At 63.8% G+C, this 20661-nt stretch carries 19 protein-coding genes and 1 pseudogene; 13 read left to right on the top strand and 7 right to left on the bottom strand.

The window, feature by feature from the left end; genetic code table 11:
- From ABNX08_RS27035 to ABNX08_RS27020, 4 genes are all read left to right on the top strand, one after another.
- Nucleotides 1-1107 carry a glycosyltransferase family 4 protein gene (locus ABNX08_RS27035; protein WP_022538775.1) on the top strand — a complete coding sequence of 369 codons (1107 nt, stop codon included), beginning with the start codon at nucleotides 1-3 and terminating at the stop codon, nucleotides 1105-1107.
- A gap of 220 nt (nucleotides 1108-1327) precedes the next feature.
- Complete coding sequence (locus ABNX08_RS27030) at nucleotides 1328-2587, top strand: O-antigen ligase (RefSeq protein WP_022538774.1); 1260 nt, start codon at nucleotides 1328-1330, stop codon at nucleotides 2585-2587.
- 164 nt (nucleotides 2588-2751) lie between these two features.
- Nucleotides 2752-3708: a hypothetical protein gene (locus ABNX08_RS27025; RefSeq protein ID WP_022538773.1), complete on the top strand. Its 957-nt coding sequence runs from the start codon at nucleotides 2752-2754 to the stop codon at nucleotides 3706-3708.
- A gap of 52 nt (nucleotides 3709-3760) precedes the next feature.
- Nucleotides 3761-5314, top strand: coding sequence for a hypothetical protein (locus ABNX08_RS27020; RefSeq protein WP_022538772.1), 1554 nt, complete (start codon nucleotides 3761-3763; stop codon nucleotides 5312-5314).
- A gap of 90 nt (nucleotides 5315-5404) precedes the next feature.
- On the opposite strand, the gene ABNX08_RS27015 is transcribed toward ABNX08_RS27020, so the two are convergent.
- From ABNX08_RS27015 to ABNX08_RS27005, 3 genes and pseudogenes are all read right to left on the bottom strand, one after another.
- Complete coding sequence (locus tag ABNX08_RS27015) at nucleotides 5405-5797, bottom strand: hypothetical protein (protein ID WP_022538771.1); 393 nt, start codon at nucleotides 5795-5797, stop codon at nucleotides 5405-5407.
- On the bottom strand, nucleotides 5794-7317 hold the full coding sequence (locus tag ABNX08_RS27010) for a Rieske 2Fe-2S domain-containing protein (RefSeq protein WP_022538770.1): 1524 nt from the start codon (nucleotides 7315-7317) through the stop codon (nucleotides 5794-5796). The genes ABNX08_RS27015 and ABNX08_RS27010 overlap by 4 nt, the downstream gene beginning before the upstream one ends.
- Nucleotides 7318-8024: 707 nt before the next feature.
- A pseudogene (locus ABNX08_RS27005) lies at nucleotides 8025-8433 on the bottom strand (DDE-type integrase/transposase/recombinase); the annotation flags it as partial.
- On the opposite strand from ABNX08_RS27005, the gene ABNX08_RS27000 reads away from it, so the two are divergent.
- The 4 genes from ABNX08_RS27000 to ABNX08_RS26985 all read left to right on the top strand — a co-directional run bounded on the left by ABNX08_RS27000 (nucleotide 8403) and on the right by ABNX08_RS26985 (nucleotide 10410).
- Entirely contained in the window at nucleotides 8403-8651 is a 249-nt protein-coding gene (locus ABNX08_RS27000; RefSeq protein WP_349605902.1) for a glycosyltransferase, read from the top strand. The pseudogene ABNX08_RS27005 and the gene ABNX08_RS27000 sit on opposite strands and share 31 nt — an antisense overlap.
- A gap of 265 nt (nucleotides 8652-8916) precedes the next feature.
- Nucleotides 8917-9873: a hypothetical protein gene (locus tag ABNX08_RS26995; RefSeq protein ID WP_022538765.1), complete on the top strand. Its 957-nt coding sequence runs from the start codon at nucleotides 8917-8919 to the stop codon at nucleotides 9871-9873.
- Between the two features lie 52 nt (nucleotides 9874-9925).
- Nucleotides 9926-10174: a hypothetical protein gene (locus ABNX08_RS26990; RefSeq protein WP_022538764.1), complete on the top strand. Its 249-nt coding sequence runs from the start codon at nucleotides 9926-9928 to the stop codon at nucleotides 10172-10174.
- A 35-nt stretch (nucleotides 10175-10209) separates the two neighbouring features.
- Nucleotides 10210-10410, top strand: coding sequence for a hypothetical protein (locus ABNX08_RS26985; RefSeq protein WP_022538763.1), 201 nt, complete (start codon nucleotides 10210-10212; stop codon nucleotides 10408-10410).
- A 90-nt stretch (nucleotides 10411-10500) separates the two neighbouring features.
- Here the strand turns inward: ABNX08_RS26985 and ABNX08_RS26980 are convergent, their stop codons facing one another.
- The gene (locus tag ABNX08_RS26980; RefSeq protein ID WP_041681793.1) at nucleotides 10501-11853 is read right to left on the bottom strand and encodes a polysaccharide deacetylase family protein; all 1353 of its coding nucleotides are present in this window, start codon (nucleotides 11851-11853) and stop codon (nucleotides 10501-10503) included.
- Nucleotides 11854-12273: 420 nt separating this feature from the next.
- Here ABNX08_RS26980 and ABNX08_RS26975 point away from each other — a divergent pair, with 420 nt between their 5' ends.
- The gene (locus ABNX08_RS26975) at nucleotides 12274-13518 is read left to right on the top strand and encodes a glycosyltransferase family 4 protein (protein ID WP_022538761.1); all 1245 of its coding nucleotides are present in this window, start codon (nucleotides 12274-12276) and stop codon (nucleotides 13516-13518) included.
- A 117-nt stretch (nucleotides 13519-13635) separates the two neighbouring features.
- Nucleotides 13636-14778, top strand: coding sequence for a 3-deoxy-7-phosphoheptulonate synthase (locus ABNX08_RS26970; protein ID WP_022538760.1), 1143 nt, complete (start codon nucleotides 13636-13638; stop codon nucleotides 14776-14778).
- Nucleotides 14779-14833: 55 nt separating this feature from the next.
- Here the strand turns inward: ABNX08_RS26970 and ABNX08_RS26965 are convergent, their stop codons facing one another.
- Nucleotides 14834-16159, bottom strand: a complete 1326-nt coding sequence (locus tag ABNX08_RS26965) for a phosphoribosyltransferase family protein (protein WP_349605905.1) — start codon at nucleotides 16157-16159, stop codon at nucleotides 14834-14836.
- 114 nt (nucleotides 16160-16273) lie between these two features.
- Nucleotides 16274-16729, bottom strand: coding sequence for a universal stress protein (locus tag ABNX08_RS26960; RefSeq protein ID WP_022538758.1), 456 nt, complete (start codon nucleotides 16727-16729; stop codon nucleotides 16274-16276).
- 174 nt (nucleotides 16730-16903) lie between these two features.
- Between ABNX08_RS26960 and ABNX08_RS26955 the strand changes: the two genes are divergently transcribed.
- From ABNX08_RS26955 to ABNX08_RS26945, 3 genes are all read left to right on the top strand, one after another.
- Nucleotides 16904-17059, top strand: coding sequence for a hypothetical protein (locus ABNX08_RS26955; protein ID WP_374063717.1), 156 nt, complete (start codon nucleotides 16904-16906; stop codon nucleotides 17057-17059).
- 86 nt (nucleotides 17060-17145) lie between these two features.
- Nucleotides 17146-17565, top strand: a complete 420-nt coding sequence (locus tag ABNX08_RS26950) for an Hsp20/alpha crystallin family protein (RefSeq protein ID WP_022538757.1) — start codon at nucleotides 17146-17148, stop codon at nucleotides 17563-17565.
- A gap of 26 nt (nucleotides 17566-17591) precedes the next feature.
- Nucleotides 17592-18425 (top strand): universal stress protein, encoded by an 834-nt coding sequence (locus tag ABNX08_RS26945; RefSeq protein WP_022538756.1) that lies wholly within the window; start codon nucleotides 17592-17594, stop codon nucleotides 18423-18425.
- Between the two features lie 39 nt (nucleotides 18426-18464).
- On the opposite strand, the gene paoC is transcribed toward ABNX08_RS26945, so the two are convergent.
- Complete coding sequence (gene paoC, locus ABNX08_RS26940) at nucleotides 18465-20660, bottom strand: aldehyde oxidoreductase molybdenum-binding subunit PaoC (protein WP_022538755.1); 2196 nt, start codon at nucleotides 20658-20660, stop codon at nucleotides 18465-18467.
- Between the last annotated feature and the right edge of the window lies 1 nt (nucleotide 20661).

Below are 20661 nucleotides of genomic sequence, written 5' to 3'. Positions count from 1 at the left end.
ATGCTTAACGTAGCCCACCTCACCTCGGTTCATCCACGCTACGATGACCGGATCTTCCTCAAGCATTGCCGCAGCCTGGCGGCCAATGGCTATCGGGTCTCGCTGGTTGTGGCCGACGGCAATGGAGATGAAAGCCGGGAAGGGGTTTTCATCGCCGATGTCGGCACCTCGCCGGGGCGCTTGAACCGCGTCTTCAGTACCACCGCGCGCGTGCTGCGCCGCGCGATCACGCTGAATGCCGATGTCTACCACCTGCACGACCCCGAGCTGATTCCCGTTGGCTTGAGGCTGAAGAAGATGGGTAAGCGTGTCATCTATGACTCGCATGAGGATGTGCCCAAGCAGTTGCTCACCAAGCCCTACCTGGGACCGCGGCGGTTGCGAGCGCTGTCGGGCGTCTTCGCCATGTACGAGCGGCACGCCTGTCGCGCATTCGACGGCATCGTGGCGGCCACGCCATATATCCGGGACAAGTTCCTGCCGATCAATCCGCGCACGGTCGACATCAACAATTTTCCCATTCTCGGCGAACTGGACGGTCCGGTGGACTGGGAAGCCAAGCGTGCGGAAATCTGCTATGTCGGCGGCATCAGTTCAAGTCGCGGTATCCGCGAGACCGTCATGGCGCTGGAGCAGATGCAGTCCGCCGTGCGGCTGAACCTGGCTGGCCGGTTCGGCGACGAGGCGCTGGAGTCGGAGGTAAGGGCGGCCAGCGGCTGGTCCCGCGTCAACGAACTCGGGTTCCTGGACCGGGCCGGGGTGCGGAGCGTGCTGGCGCGGTCGGTGGCCGGCCTGGTGACGCTCCACCCGATGATCAATTTCCTCGATGCGTTGCCTGTGAAGATGTTCGAGTACATGGCCGCGGGGATCCCGCCCATTGCCTCCAGCTTTCCGCTCTGGCGTGAGATCGTCGAGGAAAGCGAGAGCGGCCTGTGCGTGGACCCGCTGGATCCGAAGGCGATCGCCGCTGCCGTCGACTATCTGGTGACGCACCCGGATGAGGCGCGCCGCATGGGTGAGAACGGCCGCCGCACCGTGGTCAGCAAATACAACTGGGCCAAGGAGCAGGACAAGCTGCTGCATTTCTACGAGCGGATTCTGGCGTGAAGTGTGAGCTGGGTCACGCACTGCCCTACAAAAGTAGCGGCAACTTTGATTAGATGGATAGCGCGGGAGCGGATCTCCATCGCCGACCCTTGCATCCGGAGAGGCACGATCCACGGCTTGTGCGGCCGGGACCTCCACAGGCTGATTGACGGGGACGAACGCGATGGCGATCGGGAATTCGACCGAAATAACGACTGACAGGGGAAGCAGCAGGGCGATCATGAAGCACAGCTACTTCTCATTGTTCGGCGGCGTAGTCTTCCTCACGCTCTTTCCGGGCTACTTCTTCTATCACAGCGCGGTTGCCGGCGCTTTGTTTCCGCCGGTGCTGGGCGGCTTCTTCGGCCCCATGTCGGTGGTGCTCGGCATCCCGCTGCTGATACTCGGCTTCGGTGCGCTGATAGTCGGGCGCGAGCGGACACTGTTTATCGATCAGGCTTTCTTCCTGTATGTGTCTTTTGTCACGGCATGGTCAAGCCTGCACTATCTGTTCGGTACGGGAGTGCAGGAGTCCTTCCCCTTCTACATGTATAACCTCAGCACGATATTCCTGTGGCTGGTGGTCTACGTGGCGGTACGGAGCCTCGATCTGAACGGGAAGTGGCTGCGTTGGATACTATCTCTTTCACTGCTCTACTTCCTGGCCGTCGCCGCATGGAACTCGGATGGCCAGTTCTACGATACCGAAAGAGTCGTTGGTGACGCGGTGCGGGTCTCCGGCTATCAGGGTCTGGCCCGTTCGGCCGCCGTTGTCGCCCTGGTGTTGCTCGCGTTGAATCGGGGATTGCGTGGCGCACTGATTGTAGTGATTACCGTGCCGCTATTGTTCCTGTTAGGGGCGCGGTCCGAGTTCATGGGATTCCTGGTGGTGGCCGCAGTTCTCTTCGGAATTCGGGAAGGCGCATTGCGTACCACGCTGATCTGGGTTCCGCTGGGCATTGCGTGCGTCGCCTATCTGGCTGTCAATTTCGAAGTCTTCGATGGCAGCTCGCGCATCCTGCAGCTTCTGGAGATCAGGGAATCCACTTCCTATCAGGCAAGAAACGAGTTGCTCGGGTATGCCGTCAAGACCATCGGGGAGCATCCCCTGCTCGGCAGCTATGGTTCCCAGATGTACCTTGGCGAGATGGGGGCCTATGCGCACAACGCGCTTTCCGCCTGGGTCAGCTACGGGCTGGTGGGCTTTCTGGGCTTTGTCCTCCTGCTTGGCTATGCATTGGTGCAGTCGGCCAGGCTGGCCAGAAAGGGCTACGCGGCGGATCCGCAGGTCGCGCTAGCGCTGGCGTTCAGCGTCTATGCGGTGACATTGGCGGCCACCGCCAAATCCGTCAACGACCCGATTTTCGCCTTGGCATGGGGCGCGACGGCGTGCGCGCTGGACAAGCGCAGGCGGGCGTGCAAGCCACCACAGACCGTCAGGCGCGCACGGTCTCATGAAGCAGATAGGGATGCACGATCACCACGTCCGGCAGGCCGGTGAGGGGTGGGCACCAGGCATTGCCACCATGCCGGGCCTCCGCGATACCTTCCGTCCGACGGCTGATCGCCATCTGCATGATGTTGCGCGTGCCATGGATCCACTAGTCTTGTGATCGGGCAAAGACCCGTACAGCGACAATAGTCACTCATCGATGACTGAGGCATATGGACATCAATCAGCAGAAGTACAGAGAGCTCTGCGAGATCGAACGCTCAATCCCGTTTTCCAGCCAGGCCTGGTGGCTGGACGCTACGGTCGGGCCTGACCGGTGGAGCGCGACCCTGGTGGAGCGGGCAGGGAAGGTGATCGCGGCAATGCCCTACGTCAAGAGGACGAAATACGGCTTTGTCATTCTTACCCAGCCTCCCGCTGGCCATGGCTTGGGTCCCTGGCTGGCGTGCAAGGACGCAAAACCGACAAAATTGCTCAGCCAACAGAAGGAGCTGATGACCGAGTTGATTGAACAATTGCCGAGGTTCGATCATTTCGCGCAGGCGTGGCATTACAGCGATACCAACTGGCTGCCTTTCTTCTGGAAAGGCTACCGGCAAACCACGAAATATACCTACATTCTTCCGGACCTCAGTGACGAGACGTCGCTTTGGAGCGCCATGCAACCCACCGTGAAACAGGACATCCGGAAGGCGACTGGCCGCTTCAATCTTCGCGTACGCCACAGCGATAGTATTGACGAATTCCTTCCCCTGAACCGCAATGTTGGCACCGACCCGAGATGGCGACGAGGCTATTCCGATGACGTCGCGAGGCGGATCGATGCTGCGTGCAAGGAGCGTGGGAAGCGCAAGATATTCATCGTCGAGGACGAGGAGGGACGGGCTCACTATAGCGCCTATCTCGTGTGGGATGAGCGGAGCGCCTATGGTCTGATGGGTGGCGCAAACCGGGACATGCCGCCCAATACCGGAGCCGGCAGCTACTGCATATGGGAAACGATCAGGTTCGCCGCGACGGTAACCAGGATCTATGACTTTTCAGGTTCCATGCTGGAAACGGTGGAACGCTTCTTCCGGGGATTCGGTGCTGTTCAGAGACCCTATTTCCTGATTTCGAAGACACCATCCAGGGCGCTTTCCCTGTATCAGCTCATGCGGTCCCGATAGCGGGGGCCAGCGGGGAGGCAAGGCGCCTGCGCTTCTACAAGGAGATGCTGGCATGAGGCAGAACAACGGACGCGCCCGCCGCCGCCGTGCGCCGGCGCTGCTGCGGGCCTGTGGCCTGGTTGCACTGCTGGTCTGCACCGTGCCGGCGGCACAGGCGCAATCCGGCGGCTTGATGCCCGCCGCGCTGGACTGCGGTGGTCCGATCGAAGGCGCGGTCTGGCGCCGCTGGGACGAACGCGGCTTCGCCTACGTGCAACAGCAGCTGATCGCGGAACGGCTGGTGAAGGAGGGTGACACCTACGCGCTATACCATTTTGAGATCTACTTTCACAACCTGCTGGCCATGGCACAACGTTGCCAGCGGATCGCCCGGCAGGGCCAGCTGGCCAGCCTGGTCTCCAGCACCTACGCGCAGCTGGAACCGGCGCCCGGCAAGCGGCCGGGCCGGGCATGGGTATGCCGCGGTGGGCCCGAGTGCAGCCACACCGTCTGGCTGCGCAACTCCGAGGTGATGCTCAACAGCACCCAGTTCCTGGCATTCGCGAGCAGCCTTGCCAACGGCATGAGCCGCGCGGTCCGGACCGGGGCTCCCGGCGATTTCGTCGAGCAGACCGCGCGCATCGCGCGCGAACACCTGGAGCGCTGGAGCGCGCCCGCGGCGCAGGACGCGTTGCACAAGCGGATCGCCGCCAGGCCGGAGGATGTGAAGAACAGCTCGTCCGAGTTGTTCCTGACCGACAAGGAACTCTGGCAGATCGCCATCTACGCGGACCTGGCCGGCATCCTGGCGACGCGGCCTCGCCTTGCTCCGGCGGCGGGCGTGGATGACCCCGGCTTCGCCGCGATGAAGACGCATCTGGACTTGCTCCTGCGCCTGGTTGCGGCTCGTATCACTGTACAGGAGCTTCCTGGCGCGGATGGCAAAGCGGGCAAGGGCGTCAGGGTGGCCGACCTCGACGCGGGATTCTGGCGGCTCTTTGACGACAACCGGTATGCCGCCTACACCGGACGCGACAAGCCGGTTGTCTGCAAGCGCGATCCGGCCAGGCCAGACGTGTTCAAGGTGCAGACGAACATCTCCGCTGAGCGCTTTGAGCCGGTCGCCAACATCGGCTGGGACATCAGCCACGCGCGGCGGCTGGTGCATTTCTTTGATGCCATCGAGCGCAATCGCTCAGCGATGGCGCAAGTGTTCGGCATCGCCCCGGCGAGCTTGCCCTCGCAAGACACCATCGCGGCTTTTGCGCGCCAGTTCAGTCGTCATGTGTGGAACCAGGACCCGGCTCGCCCGCTGTTCACCAACTACTACAGCGGCGCCAATGGCTGGTATCGGGTGAACTACGACAACGGCACCGGCAGTTGCGCGGAGGGCATTCCACCCTATGGCCTGGCGGAGGCCTTCCCGACCGGAGGCTTTGCGACGTGGCCCGCACTGCATGCGCTGGGGGTGCGCTTGTACGACCTGACGCAGTCGCCACGCGACGAAGACCGGGACTTCGTTGTGGCGCATTACCCAGGCCTGGTCGGAAAGCACGGCGACAGCAGGCGCATGCTTGCCGAACTGATGTTCTGGCCTACGCTGGTTCGCCGCAACGGCGCACGCTGAAGGACGAGGGCATCGCCGCAGCGCTGCCTGCCATCGAGCGAGCGCGGTCCCTGTGGAGGCGGGACCGCGGCTTGCCGGTGCGATGGCTTGTCAGTGGGCAACCACCGCCTGGTACAGCTCCCGCTCATCGGCATTGCCGAGCGAGGAGTTGTGCCACAGCATCGTGAAACAGCCATTCACCGCATTGCAGGTATCCTTCAGTTCCCGGAATTTCTTCCAGGCTGCCTCGCTGGTTCCAAGCCGCATATAGCCCATGACGGTGGCTTCCATCGCGATCAGCGGGCGAATGCGCAGGTTCAGGGCCTTTCCCGCGACCGGATCGAAGGCCGGGTACTCGAAGCAGGTTCCGCAGCGGAATCCGGCGCGGTCGGCGTAGCTGAGCGTGCTGTCGTAGGTCATGCCCGCCTGCTCCCAAGCGAGCATGGTGGTCGGGTGCGCCTCGCCGATGACGCGCCGGTGGAATAAAGCTGCAGCAGGTCTCATCCTTCCAGTTCTATAATTTTCGCTTCCAGGCTGCAACTTCCATCCAATGCCTTTCCGTCATCCTCAAGCGAGAAGGCCCAACCATGGCGCGGGCATATGAGCTTGCCATCTTCCGTAATAGTGGCGCAAGACAGATCTGCTCCTTGGTGAGGGCAATAGCGATTGATCTCATAACGTATTCCACTGCCCCGGGAAATCATTATTCTTTCCTTCGGAATGGCGAGCGTTTGGAGTATGGAATCGCGAAGATTTGAGACATCCGAAAGTAGGAATATGTTTATGATGTTGTCAAATCTGTCAGGAGCGCGATATAGCTTTGCCCTCAGCGAGAGGTGAATGTTCTGCCATCGGTCGCGGCCGCACATCAAGGCAAAGTATTTCTTGTCCGCGGTAATTCGCCAAAATGCCGGCATGGAACCAGGCGGATTAATAATGGCTTTCTCTGACAAATCAATACATATGGAGTCATCTTCGCCATCACCCCAGGCCAGTACCAGAAGAGACTCACATTGGAATTCCAGGTCCCAGATCTGATCCAGTCTGTTATTTATTTCATCTATCAGTTTTTCCTTTGAAAAATCAATAGCAAGACCTTCCCAGCGATCTGCAATATCCTTTTTGTAATCAAGAATATCGCGTTCCCTGGGTGGGGCGATGGGCTCCCGTGCGGTGAGTTCATTTATCTCATCCCCCGGCCTTGGGTACAGGATGTTTTCAATATTGGCGCGCAACAAATATTGATGAAGTTCTGGTTGGTGAATGAAAATGTTGCCGACCCCGTATGATAGGGGCAGGGGCAGGAAAGGAAATATTGCGGGCCCCGCAGCCGGGATGAAGAATCTTGGCTTAAGCCTTTGCATCGCGCCAACCACATTGTCAAGTTTTTTGATCGATTTTTCCTTGCTGAGCTCCGCTCGTTCGCTTTCACTGTAATTCTCATAACAGACCGGATGCCAGGTCGCCCCAGAAAACTGAACTGAATAGTAGGTTATCGACCTGGGCAGCTGATCAAGCCGATCAAATATCTTGCAATCGTTCTGGTTGAAAAAACTGAAAGCAGGCGTTTCAATCAGAAGCGCGCTATCATGATTCACTCCAATGTCCGACACAAAGCAGGTCAGCGTCAACCATGCGCTCATCAAGCTTGGCTGGCCATCGAGAAGTTCGATATATTGAAATCCCAGTTTGTCGATCTCGCTCCTCAGGGCGTCATCGCGAAATCGTGGAATAACAAATACCGCATCCCGGCCGATCTTGCTCAGGGTGTCCACGTCAAAATGATCCTGATGCTCATGGGAGATATATATCCAGCCCTTCTTTCTTTGGCTTGTCTCTATGAATTCGGCTTGAAGATGATGATTTTTTGGATACTGGAACCAGCTGCCATGGAATGCTCCGTTATCGGTGAGCCAGGGGTCTATCGCAAGATATTCCGTTGACGACTCGACCAGAAAGCCGTTATGCCCCAGGAATTTCAGGGAGACCGCTTGCTGCATACCCGTGCCAGTGATGTTCGCCATGGTCACTTCTCCTCATATCCTATATCCACGCCTTGGAATGGGTGCCGAAGGTCTCCTTAAAGATCCCCAGCCCGACCGCGATCGCCTGCCTCGAGCAGGCGCCATCGCCAACATTGTGCAGACCGATCTCGAAGCCGTTGTCCGACAAAAGGGCTCAGGTGTGTGCGAGCACCGCCAGATACAGGGCCCGTTCCTTCGCGGTGCCGAGCGAGGAGTTGTGCCACAGCCTCGTGAAGCAGCCGTTAAGGTTGAGCAAATTATCGAGATCACCGGGAGGCGTTACAACGGCACTGGGTGCGATGGCGCACGGATGTCTCATATGTCCAGGCTCACCAATTAATGTTACCGAGTGGAGACATTAGCCGTGCGATCAGGCGTAAGGGCCTGCGACCAAGCTTCGTAATTTTGCTCTGCCTTATCGGCATGACGTTTTGCCTGCCAAAAGCGGCCGGTTCCGGAATCGGTCTGACTCAAATCGAACAAATACAAGGAGTTGCAACGTGAGTGGACCATTCGATTAACCGTGGGCACGCAAGGCCGTTTCCCCAGCAGAAGAATGCAATGCCGCGCTGACGGACTGGGCACGGTGCGGGCCAGCCTGCAGAATCTGCGCTTCTCCGACATCGAGACCATCGAACCGAAGTGCATGCAAAGGCGTTGTCAACTTGCCGATGGCGAGACAAGGCAGTGGCATGTTGTACCACTGCTTAGGCAGCGGATGACGGATTTTGGGCCGCTTGGGTGAAGTGGTGCCAGGCGGTGAATCTCGCTGCGAGGTGCTTGCGATAGAGCGAAGCACACAGCAGATGCCGTTTCAGCGCGAAGTGTTGCCGAATCGGACCGAAGCTCGACAGGAAAGCCTGCGTGCGTTTCGGATCGCGAAAGCCACGCATGCGCCGCTCCCGTTCGCGGGTCGGCTGGTGGCTGTTCTCGGCCCGATTGGCTGCGCAGTTGATCGGTGACGATCCTGCGCGGTGCCGGGCAGAAACGCAGGACGCGCTGAAAGAAGTGTTTGGCCGCGGCCTTGTCGCGCCGCTTCTGCAGCAGCATGTCGAGTTCGGCGCCATGCTCATCGACCGCCCGCCATAGCAAGTAGGGCTCGCCGCGCAACGACACGCCCGCTCTGGCGTGAGATCGTCGAGGAAAGCGAGAGCGGCCTGTGCGTGGACCCGCTGGATCCGAAGGCGATCGCCGCTGCCGTCGACTATCTGGTGACGCACCCGGATGAGGCGCGCCGCATGGGTGAGAACGGCCGCCGCACCGTGGTCAGCAAATACAACTGGGCCAAGGAGCAGGACAAGCTGCTGCATTTCTACGAGCGGATTCTGGCGTGAAGTGTGAGCTGGGTCACGCACTGCCCTACAAAAGTAGCGGCAACTTTGATTAGATGGATAGCGCGGGAGCGGATCTCCATCGCCGACCCTTGCATCCGGAGAGGCACGATCCACGGCTGGTACGGCAGGGACTTCCACTGCTATCTGTTCGGTACGGGAGTGCAGGAGTCCTTCCCCTTCCATATGTATAACCAAGGATCCGCTAGTCTGGTGATCGGGGAAGACCCGTACAGCGACAACGGCCATTCACCGATGACTGAGACATATGGACCTCAATCAGCAGAAGTACAGAGATCTCTGCGAGATCGAACGCTCAATCCCGTTTTCCAGCCAGGCCTGGTGGCTGGACGCTACGGTCGGGCCTGACCGGTGGAGCGCGACCCTGGTGGAGCGGGCAGGGAAGGTGATCGCGGCAATGCCCTACGTCAAGAGGACGAAATACGGCTTTGTCATTCTTACCCAGCCTCCCGCTGGCCATGGCTTGGGTCCCTGGCTGGCGTGCAAGGACGCAAAACCGACAAAATTGCTCAGCCAACAGAAGGAACTGATGACCGAGTTGATTGAACAATTGCCGAGGTTCGATCATTTCGCGCAGGCGTGGCATTACAGCGATACCAACTGGCTGCCTTTCTTCTGGAAAGGCTACCGGCAAACCACGAAATATACCTACATTCTTCCGGACCTCAGTGACGAGACGTCGCTTTGGAGCGCCATGCAACCCACCGTGAAACAGGACATCCGGAAGGCGACTGGCCGCTTCAATCTTCGCGTACGCCACAGCGATAGTATTGACGAATTCCTTCCCCTGAACCGCAATGTTGGCACCGACCCGAGATGGCGACGAGGCTATTCCGATGACGTCGCGAGGCGGATCGATGCTGCGTGCAAGGAGCGTGGGAAGCGCAAGATATTCATCGTCGAGGACGAGGAGGGACGGGCTCACTATAGCGCCTATCTCGTGTGGGATGAGCGGAGCGCCTATGGTCTGATGGGTGGCGCAAACCGGGACATGCCGCCCAATACCGGAGCCGGCAGCTACTGCATATGGGAAACGATCAGGTTCGCCGCGACGGTAACCAGGATCTATGACTTTTCAGGTTCCATGCTGGAAACGGTGGAACGCTTCTTCCGGGGATTCGGTGCTGTTCAGAGACCCTATTTCCTGATTTCGAAGACACCATCCAGGGCGCTTTCCCTGTATCAGCTCATGCGGTCCCGATAGCGGGGGCCAGCGGGGAGGTAAGGCGCCTGCGCTTCTACAAGGAGATGCTGGCATGAGGCAGCACAACGGACGCGCCCGCCGCCCGCTTGCGCGGGCGCTGCTGGGCGCCGGCGGCCTGGTTGTACTGCTGGCCTGCACCGTGCCGGCGGCGCAGGCGCAATCCGGCGGCTTGATGCCCGCCGCGCTGGACTGCGGTGGTCCGCTCGAAGGCGCGGTCTGGCGCCGCTGGGACGAAGGCGGCCTCGCCTACGTGCAACGGGAGCTGATCGCGGAACGGCTGGTGAAGGAAGGTGACACCTAGTCCATCGCGTCTTTGAAATAGCACCCCATTCATCTATGATGGTTTTGCGACGTGGCCCCGCACTGCATGCGCTGGGGGTGCGCTTGTACGACCTGACGCAGTCGCCACGCGACGAAGACCGGGACTTCGTTGTGGCGCATTACCCAGGCCTGGTCGGAAAGCACGGCGACAGCAGGCGCATGCTTGCCGAACTGATGTTCTGGCCTACGCTGGTTCGCCGCAACGGCGCACGCTGAAGGACGAGGGCATCGCCGCAGCGCTGCCTGCCATCGAGCGAGCGCGGTCCCTGTGGAGGCGGGACCGCGGCTTGCCGGTGCGATGGCTTGTCAGTGGGCAACCACCGCCTGGTACAGCTCCCGCTCATCGGCATTGCCGAGCGAGGAGTTGTGCCACAGCATCGTGAAACAGCCATTCACCGCATTGCAGGTATCCTTCAGTTCCCGGAATTTCTTCCAGGCTGCCTCGCTGGTTCCAAGCCGCATATAGCCCATGACGGTGGCTTCCATCGCGATCAGCGGGCGAATGCGCAGGTTCAGGGCCTTTCCCGCGACCGGATCGAAGGCCGGGTACTCGAAGCAGGTTCCGCAGCGGAATCCGGCGCGGTCGGCGTAGCTGAGCGTGCTGTCGTAGGTCATGCCCGCCTGCTCCCAAGCGAGCATGGTGGTCGGGTGCTCCCAGCGCAGGTAGTGCATGCGGCCGCCCCACACCTCCTGCGTGATCTTCTCTTGCTCGCATACCCGCCGTAGCCGGCTTGCCTCCGCCTGGACCGCCGCGGGGACCTGATAGGTATTGAAGCTCGGGTGCAGGCCGATTTCGTGGCCGCGGGCATGGATGCGCTGCATCAGTCCGCGTATGGCGGGATGCTCGGGCTCGTAGTCGGCATCCTTGCTGGGGTCGGTGCGGCCGCAGATGAAGTAGAAGGCGCTGACCAGTCCATGGCGCTCGGAAACATCCATGAGCCAGTCGAAGGTATTGACCCGATCGGTCGGATGCAGCGCGGTCCGCGTCTTCATCCGGATGGCCGGGGCCTGCAGCACGCTTCTCACGTCCCGGCGTACCAGTATGTCGCCGGCCATGCGGCGGACCATTCTCGCCGCGGAGCCAAAACCATAGCGACTGGGCACATCCACGTCATGCGACACCTTCATGCTGGCCCGCAGTTGCGTGAGCTGCAGCTCGGGCCACTGCCGCCGGATCACCTGGCCAAGGATATGCAGCCACTCATCCACTACCGGCCGCTCCAGATAGCCATGCTTGTGGGCATGCGAGGCGCTGGCCGGAAAGCGATTGTAGTTGTCAAGATCGGTGCGGCCGACCTCCTCCTGACGCGACAGCATCCAGTAGCTCAGGCCGAGGATGTCATAGTGGATCCGGTAGCCGGTCGGGGTTGCCTCGATCAGCGGCGACGGTGCGCGCGCGAGGCCTGGCGCCGGCAAGGGCCCGCGCAGGACCGGCTGCCAGCCCTCGGCAAGCGCATCCCAGGTGGTGAAGGTGAGTGCCGAGTCGGCGCGCCTGAAGGTGCCGGGGTCTGCGGCAATCTCAATCGATCCCTGGCCGGAACCGGCAAGGCTCAGGCGGACAAAGCCCGCATCAGTCCCTTGCAGCTGAAAGCCATGGCCGAACCGCTCCGCGAGAATCCGCTGTAGCCAGGAGAGGGTTTCCTGAGTCATATGCCTCATTCAGAGAATTCCAGAGTGAATACGCGGTTGGGAAAATTATCCGGACTCGGTACTGCGCTCGCAATGGCGTTGGGTGCGACGCCGAACGCAAAGCGAATACGTTGAGCTGCCGAACAGCTGTCTTGAGGCCGCTACGGTGCCGCGTCGGAGTGTGGGCCGGGCCACGCTATGGACTTTCCAATTGCGGCAGACTTTGATTAGATGTAGTCGGTTGGATTGAAGAAGTACGCAGCCGATGACGGCAGAGTGTTTCAGCATCCGGCCGTGACCATTGCCTTGTGCGCCGACAAGCGGTCGCGCCACGGAGCCGTTCTTGACGAGCCCACATTGCCCTGATGACCCACCAGACCCCCGGGAGAGTCCAACTGGACGAAGCCTGCCGATGACATCTGCGCCAGCATCCAACGATCGGGCCCATCCATGAAACACGTCTGGATTCTCAATCACTATGCCAAGGAACCCAACAGCGGCACAGGCGGCACGAGACACTTCCATCTCGCGGAGCACCTGGGCTCGTCTGGCTGGCAGGCGACCGTCATCGCGGCCAACGCCAACTCAGTCGGCAGCGAAGAGCGGCCGCTGGCGGCAGGTGAGTTGTCGCGCCTTGACCGTATTCGCGATGTGCCCTTCCTCTGGGTGCGCACGCCGATATACCAGGGCAATGGCGCCGGCCGCATCCTGAACATGCTGGCCTACAGCTGGCGCGCATTGCGTCGGCGGACCACGCGCGGCCTGGCGCGCCCGGACGTGGTGATCGGTTCCAGCGTGCATCCCTTGGCCGCGGCGGCGGGCGCCCTGCTGGCGCGCCGCTTCAAGGTCCCATTCGTGTTCGAGGTGCGCGACCTGTGGCCGCAGACACTGGTGGACATGGGCCGCCTGCGTGAAGGGGAATTCCTGACCTGGGCGCTGCGCAAGCTGGAGGCGTGGCTGTACCGGCGCGCCGATCGCATCGTCGTGCTGCTGCCGCACGCGTGGGAGTACATCACGCCGCTCGGCATCCCGAAGGAGCGCATCACCTGGATACCCAATGGCGTGGACCTGTCGCTGTTCCCGCCGCCACCGGCGCGCACCGGGGAGCCGTCCGGGCGTTTCACGCTGATGTATTTCGGCGCCCACGGGCAGGCCAACGGCCTGGACAACGTGCTGCAGGCGATGAAGCTGGTGCAACAGCGGCCGGAGGGGCGGCACATCACCCTGCGCATGGTGGGGGATGGCCAGCTGAAGTCTGCGCTGATGGCGCAGGCGCGGGAGCTCGGCCTGAGCAATGTCAGCTTTGAGCCGCCGGTGCCGAAATGCCGCATCCCGGCCGTGGCGATGGAGGCGGATGCCTTTGTCATCGCCGTGCGCGACCTGCCTCAGCTGTACCGGTACGGCATCAGCATGAACAAGCTGTTCGACTACCTGGCTGCGGAACGCCCAATCGTCATCGCCTCCAATGCCGCCAACAATCCGGTGGCCGACTCGGCGGCGGGACTGACGGTGGGCGCGGAGCAGCCCGAGGCACTGGCCGACGCCATCATCAGCATCGCCGCAGCGCCGCTCGAGGCCCGCGAGCGCATGGGGCGCGCTGGGCGGGAGTACGTCGAACGCAACCACAGCTTCCAGTACCTGGCGCAGCGCCTGGCTGCCGTGCTGGACGAAGCATGTGGAGCCAGGTCAACCTAGTGTCTCGCGCCGCCCCGGCGGACGAGAGGGCCGCGCATGGATTAAAGTAGCGCAACCGAACCTGGATCTCCGGCATCCGCCGGAGATTTTTTTATCCCAGTTCCCCAGGAGCCAGCCATGAATGGTCCACAGAAATCACCGCCCACCATTGCCGAGGGTTGGCAGACGCCGCCGGACCGCACTAGCGTGACCGACGACGCGCGCGTCGATGACATCATTCCACTGCCCCCGCCTGAACACCTGATCCGTTTCTTCCCCATCCGGAACACGCCTGTCGAATCCCTGGTCACCCAGACGCGCCAGCGCATCGCGCGCATGCAGCACGGCAAGGACGACCGGCTGCTTGTGATCATGGGACCTTGCTCGATCCACGACCCGCAAGCTGCACTCGAGTACGCGCGGCGCTTGATGGCGCAGCGGCAGCGCTACGCCGAGTCGCTGGAGATCGTGATGCGTGTGTACTTCGAGAAGCCCCGTACCACCGTGGGCTGGAAAGGGCTGATCAACGACCCCTATCTGGATGAGAGCTTCCGCATCGACGAGGGCCTGCGCATTGCGCGCAGCCTGCTCGTCGACATCAACCGCCTCGGCTTGCCGGCGGCCGGCGAGTTCCTGGACGTGATCTCGCCGCAGTACATCGGCGACCTGATCTGCTGGGGCGCGATTGGTGCCCGCACCACCGAGAGCCAGGTGCACCGCGAGCTGGCTTCTGGCATTTCGGCGCCGATCGGCTTCAAGAATGGCACTGACGGGAATATCAAGATCGCCATCGACGCCATTCAGGCCGCCTCGCGTCCGCACCACTTCCTGGGGGTGCACAAGAACGGGCAGGTGGCGACGGTACACACCAAGGGCAACCCGGACTGCCATGTCATTCTCCGCGGGGGCAAGGCCCCGAACTACGATGCGGATTCCGTGGCGGCCGCCTGCCGGGAACTGGAAGCGGCCGGGCTCGGCAACTCGCTGATGGTGGATTTCAGCCACGCCAACAGCAGCAAGCAGCACCAGCGGCAGATCGATGTCGCGCGCGACGTTGCGCAACAGATAGGCAGCGGCAATCGAGCCATCTTCGGGGTCATGGTCGAGAGCAATCTGCTCCCCGGCGCGCAGAAGTTCACCCCGGGCGAGCACAATCCGTCTGCATTGACCTACGGACAGAGCATCACCGATGCCTGCATCGGGTGGGACGATTCGGTGGCAGTGCTGGACATGCTTAGCGAGGCGGTCAATGTACGCCGCGGGCTCTATTCGAAGCCGTAGCAACGACGATGATCGACAGCCGGCCAGTTCACCGCCGGCGCAAGCGCAGGGCGCTTCAGTGCGCGTCGTAGGCGAGCACGGCGGGTGGGGCCGCAGGCAGTAGCTGTTCGAACCAGTCCGCCGTCAGGCTGGCGATGCTCGCCAGCGCCGGGCGGTCTTCGAAGCTGCGGCCGTTGGTCGGGATCAGCCGCAACTGCCGCGGGCCGCGCATCTGCCCGAAAGCCAGGTCGTTGACGCGGATGCTCTCCGGGTCGCCGCTGGCGCACATCAGCAAGACCGGTGTTTCAAGCTCTCGCAGGGCTGCGTCGCCGGACAGGTCCGCGCGCCCCGCGACAAAGGCCATGGCCGCGAGCCGGTCCGGGTTGACCGCGGCTTCGCGGGCCGCTGCCGCGGCGGCGCTGCCGGTACTGAGCAAGCCCGCCGGCAAGCTGGCAAAGGGCGTGCGTGCGCGCAGGAAGTCCAGCGTCTGGCGCAGCCGCGCCGCCAGGTCGTCCAGCTCGGAAGCCGCGGCGTCGTCGACGCGGCTGTCCGGGCGCAGGTCGACCAGCATGGTGGCGAAGCCCCTGGCCCGCAGCTTGCGCGCCAGGTAGTGGCTGCGCGCGGCGCGGCGCTGCGCCCCGCCCGCATAGACCATCAGCACGACGCCCAGCGGATCGGGGCCGGATTCGAGCATGGCCGGCAGCCAGCCGCTGCCATACGGGACCTGCACGGCCGCGCTGAGCGATGGCAAGCCGGCGCCCGCCCGTTGCCCGGCGCCCGGGCCGGCCTGGGCGGGCGTCCTGGCCAGCAGTTGCCTGACCCGGTCGTCGCTCACCAGCTGGAACTCCCGATAGTAGTGCGCGAGGCTGGCGATGCGCTCCGGCGTGTCCAGGCAGACAACTTCGTCGGCCAGCGCGCGGATCCGTTCCAGCCCGGCCCTGGCGGCCACCGGCAGCGCGCAGACGATGCGCGCCGGATAGCGCTTGCGCAGGCGTGCCAGCGCGGCATACATGGTGGCGCCGCTGACCAGCCCGTCGTCGACCACGATCACCACGCGAGCGTGCGGGTCGCAGTGCTGCCGCAGCGGCGTATAGACCGCTCGCTGGCGGCGCAGCTCGTCGAACAGGGCGTCGCGCCGCTCGTCCGCTTCGCCGCAGGAATCGCCTTCGCCGGTGCGCCAGGTTGCGCCGGCATCGTCCAGGGCCACGCCGGGTGCGATTCTGCGCGCCATCGCCAGGTCAAAGTCGGCACCCAGCGTATCGGCGACGATGCGCCCGACCGGCACCCCGCCGCGCGGTATCGCCAGCACCAGGGCGCCGGTGCCCCGGTAGGCGCGCAAGGCCCCGGCCAGCTCCGTGCCGGCATGCTCGCGGGTCTGGAAACGCGTCTGGTAACGGCTCATGGAAATCAGCGAAGAAGGTGGCGGAGGGAGAGGCCGCAGCCAGGCCAGACGGGCCGGGCCAGGAAATACGCAGTGATATACGGTCGGAGCCGGGCAGGCGGTCCCGGCTTGCCGTCAGCCTTCGGTCTCGCTGCGGATCAGCAGCACTGGCTTGCTGGCCCTGGCAAGTACGCCTTCGGACACGCTGCCCATCAGCAGGCGCCTGACGCCGCGCCGGCCGTGGGTGCCCATGACGATCAGGTCGGCATTCCAGGCATCGGCTTCGGTGACGATGGTCGCCGAGATCCGCCCCGGCGCCACCGGCTTCTCGTCCAGTTGCGTGATGCTGCGGATACCGGCCTCGCCCAGGCGGGCCGTGGCGGCCTCCAACGCCTTGCGGCCATGGGCGATGAGGTTTTCGACCAGCTCGCGCGGGTCGAAATAACTGGCCTCGAAGTAGACATCGGAATCGTCCACCACGTACAGCACCTTGACTTCGGCACCCGTGGCCCGGGCGATGATGACGGCCTGGCTCAGGGCCAGGTCGGACGAGCGGCTGCCGTCCACGGCGAGCAGGATGCGCTGGTACATGGTGTGTCTCCTGAGGGGGCAACTGGCGACGAATTTCTGTTGCGATTCGTTGCAGTTAGCGTAGCCGGTGGCAGCGATATGGGCTTGACGCGGATCAACCCGGCGCAGGCAAATCGTGCTGGGTTTCTTCGCGAACCGTTGCCGGGGGTCTGGAAGTGGCGGCGGCGGACCCTGATGCGCGCCTTGGTGCTGCAGCCCGCACTGATCACCCGCCAGGGCAGGGCTGCACGTGCGGGGCAGAACGTCGCCACCTGCGCGCCGGTCGAACTGGCAGGGACGTTGCCGGGTGGCGTTGCCGTTGCGCAGGCGCGCGTCCCCAGGCATCGTTGACGCGGCGCAAATCCATGCCGGCCGGCCGTGTCACGATGGACTCACCTGCAAGTGCCGGGCGGCAATCGCCAGAGCAAGGAGGCATCATGGGCAGCAACAGGTACGACCCGTTCTCCATCGAACCCATCGGCGACATGCTCCAGGGAGTGCTGCGCACGCTGCGCGGCGCGGCCGAAGGCGGTGGGGGCATCAAGGTGGACGTCAGCGAGACCGAGCGGGACTATACGGTGACGGCGGAGATCCCCGGGGCGAGGAAGGAGGATATCGAGGTGTCGGTGGAGCGGGGGACGGTGGTGATTTCCGCCAGGGTCGAGCGCTCCAGCGAAGAGAAGGAGGGCGAGCGCGTGATCCGCCGCGAACGCTACCGCGGCACGATGCGGCGCGCCTTTGCGCTGGATACCGACGTCGACGAGGACAAGGTCGACGCGGTCTATGAAAACGGCGTGCTGCGCCTGGTGCTGCCCAAGAAGCAAGCCACGCCACAGAAGACCATCAACGTCCGCTAGCGGACCGCCACGCACAGGATCACGCCATGCCCATGCACTTCCGGACCATCCTGGTCGACCTGCGGGAAGACCATGCCCGCGCCGCCCGCATCGAGGCCGCCGCGCGACTGGCCGCGCAAAGCGGCGGCAGTGTCGTAGGGCTGACTGCGACCGGCACGCAGCTCGAACCATTCCGTGGCGCCGGCGCGGAAGCCGGCAGCTACGCCGCGCTCGCGGCCGGCCATTTGCAGCGCCTGGCCGCAGAGCATGAGGCCGTCTTGCTGGAGGGAACGCGCCAGGTATCGGCTGCTGTCACGACCCGGCATTTCGTGGTCGAGGCGGAAGCCGGATGGGCGCTTGCCGATGAAGGCCGCTATGCCGACCTGATCCTGCCCGGTCCGCCCGGCGGCGACGCGGGCATTCCGGCGCCGATGGCGGGCACCGCGGAATACGCGCTGCTGCATGCGGGCCGGCCGGTGCTGCTGATTCCCGGTCGTGCCTGCCCGGTGCTGCCGGGCCGCGTTGCCATCGCCTGGAACGGCGGGCGCGAGGCCGCCAGGGCGGTGGCTGATGCACTGCCCTGGCTGGCCAGTGCCACTGGCGTGTCGATCATAGTGGTCGAAGGCGGCGCGGATGGGCCGGACCGGGCCAGCGGCGTGCGCCTGGCGGACTGGCTCGCCAGTCATGGCGTCAGCGCCGACCTGCATGTCGAGCCGGGCGGCAACCCTGACGAGGTCTTGCCGCGAATGGCCATGGACCTGCAGGCGGACGTGCTGGTCGCGGGTGGCTATGGCCGGGCACGGCTGCGCGAGCTGGTGCTCGGCGGCACCACCCGGGCGTTGCTGCACCAGGCGGCGCTGCCGGTGTTCCTGTCCCGCTGAAGCCCGGCCCGAGGTCGCACCGACGTCGGGCCGGCCGCATCAGACCACCAGCGGCATCTTCCCGATCAGCTTGTCCAGCGTGATCGGATAATCCCGCACACGCACTCCGGTAGCGTTGTAGACCGCGTTCGCCACGGCCGCCCCAACGCCCGAAATCCCCAGCTCCCCCACACCCTTGGCCTTCATCGGCGATGAAGCCGGATCGGTCTCGTCAAGGAAGATGACCTCCTGATGCGGAATATCGCCATGCACCGGCACTTCATAACCCGCCAGGTCATGGTTGACGAAGAAGCCAACACGCTTGTCGACCGCGAGTTCCTCCATCAGCGCCGCACCCACGCCCATGGTCATCGCGCCGATCACCTGGCTGCGCGCCGACTTGGGATTCAGGATCCGCCCCGCCGCACACACCGCCAGCATGCGCCGCACGCGGATCTCGCCGGTGGCCGCATCGACCGCGGCTTCAACAAAATGCGCCCCGAAGGTGGACTGCTGGAAACGCTTGTCGAGGTCGCCGAACTCCAGCACATCCTCCGCCACCATGCCGCCTTCACCCGCCACGCTGGCCAGTGGCACGCTGCGGCCGCCGGCGCGGATCTGGCCGTTGTCGAACACCGCCTCCTGCGGGGCAAAGCCTGCCTTCTGCGCCACCGTGTCGCGCAGCTTGACGCAGGCCGCATAGACCCCGGCGGTGGAACTGTTGGCGCCCCACTGGCCGCCCGATCCCGCCGAAACCGGGAAATCCGAATCCCCCAGCCGCACCAGCACCCTGTCCAGCGGCACGCCCATCATTTCCGCCGCGGTCTGGGCGATGATGGTGTAGCTGCCGGTGCCAATATCGGTCATGTCGGTTTCCACCGTGACGATGCCATTGCCATCGACCCGCACCCGCGCGGCTGACTTCATCACCTGATTGTTGCGGAACGCCGAAGCCACGCCCAGGCCGACCAGCCACTGGCCCTCGCGCCGCGCGGCGGGCCTGGCGCTGCGGCCCTGCCAGCCGAAACGCTCGGCGCCGATGCGCAGGCAGTCGACCAGGCGCCGCTGCGAGAACGGGCGTCCCGGCTTCTCCGGATCGACCTGGGTGTCGTTGAGGATGCGAAAGGCGATCGGGTCCATGCCCAGCTTCTCCGCCATCTCGTCCATCGCGACTTCCAGCGCCATCATGCCGGGCGCCTCGCCGGGCGCGCGCATGGCATTGCCTTCAGGCAGGTCCAGTGACGCGAGCCGCAGCGTGCTCAGCCGGTTGGGCGCCGCATAGAGCAGGCGGGTTTGCTGGATCGCGTTCTCCGGCTTGCCGCCCGGCAGGTCGCCCGACCAGCTGTCATGCCCGATCGCGGTGAGCTTGCCGTCCAGCGTCGCACCCAGCCGAATGTGCTGGATCGTGGCCGGGCGGTGCGTGGTGTTGTTCATCATCAGCGGGCGCGTCAGCGCCACCTTCACCGGCCGGCGCACCGCGCGCGCGCCGATCGCGGCGAGCAGCACATCGGCACGCAGGAACAGCTTGCCGCCGAAGCCGCCGCCGATAAACGGCGACACAACGCGCACGTTCTCCCTGGGGATGCCAAGCGTGGTGGCCAGGTCGGTGCGGGCCCAGTCGATCATCTGGTTGGAGGTCCAGACCGTCAGCTTGTTGCCTTGCCAGGCGGCTACGGTGGCATGCGGCTCCATCATCGCGTGCGACTGGTCCGGCGTGGAGTAGGTGGCGTCGAGCTTCACCGGCGCCGCCGCAAAGGCCCCGGCAAAATTCCCCACCGCCGAGTCGGGACGGTTGGCCACCTTCGCCGCGGCGTCGCGTGCCTGCGCCAGGTCATAGGCGCCGCGCTGCCGGTCGTAGCGCACGCGGATCAGCTGCGCCGCGGCGCGCGCTTGCTCGAACGTCTGCGCGATCACCAGCGCGATCGCCTGGTGGTAGTGCTGGATCTCCGGGCCACCCAGCAGCGTGGCGGTATTGCGGCCGGCCTTGGCGAGCTCGCCGGCATGTTGCGCGGCAATGATGTCGATGACACCGGGGGCGCGGCGGGCCTCGTCCAGGTTGATCGACGCGATGCGGCCCTTGCCGATGCCGGCGCCGACCACATAGCCGTAGGCGGCCTTGGGCGCGACATCGTGGCGCTCATAGGCGTAGGGCGCCGTGCCCGTGGTCTTGCGCGGGCCGTCGATGCGGTCGACGGGGTGGCCGACTACCTTGAGCTGGTCGATCGGGTTGGTGGTGGCTGGGGTATCGAATTTCATG

The organism is Cupriavidus sp. DF5525, assembly GCF_040149425.2.
Classification (GTDB): domain Bacteria; phylum Pseudomonadota; class Gammaproteobacteria; order Burkholderiales; family Burkholderiaceae; genus Cupriavidus; species Cupriavidus pickettii_A.
The sequence above is the reverse complement of the archived record's forward strand: the minus strand, read 5'-3'. Positions and strand labels throughout refer to the sequence as shown.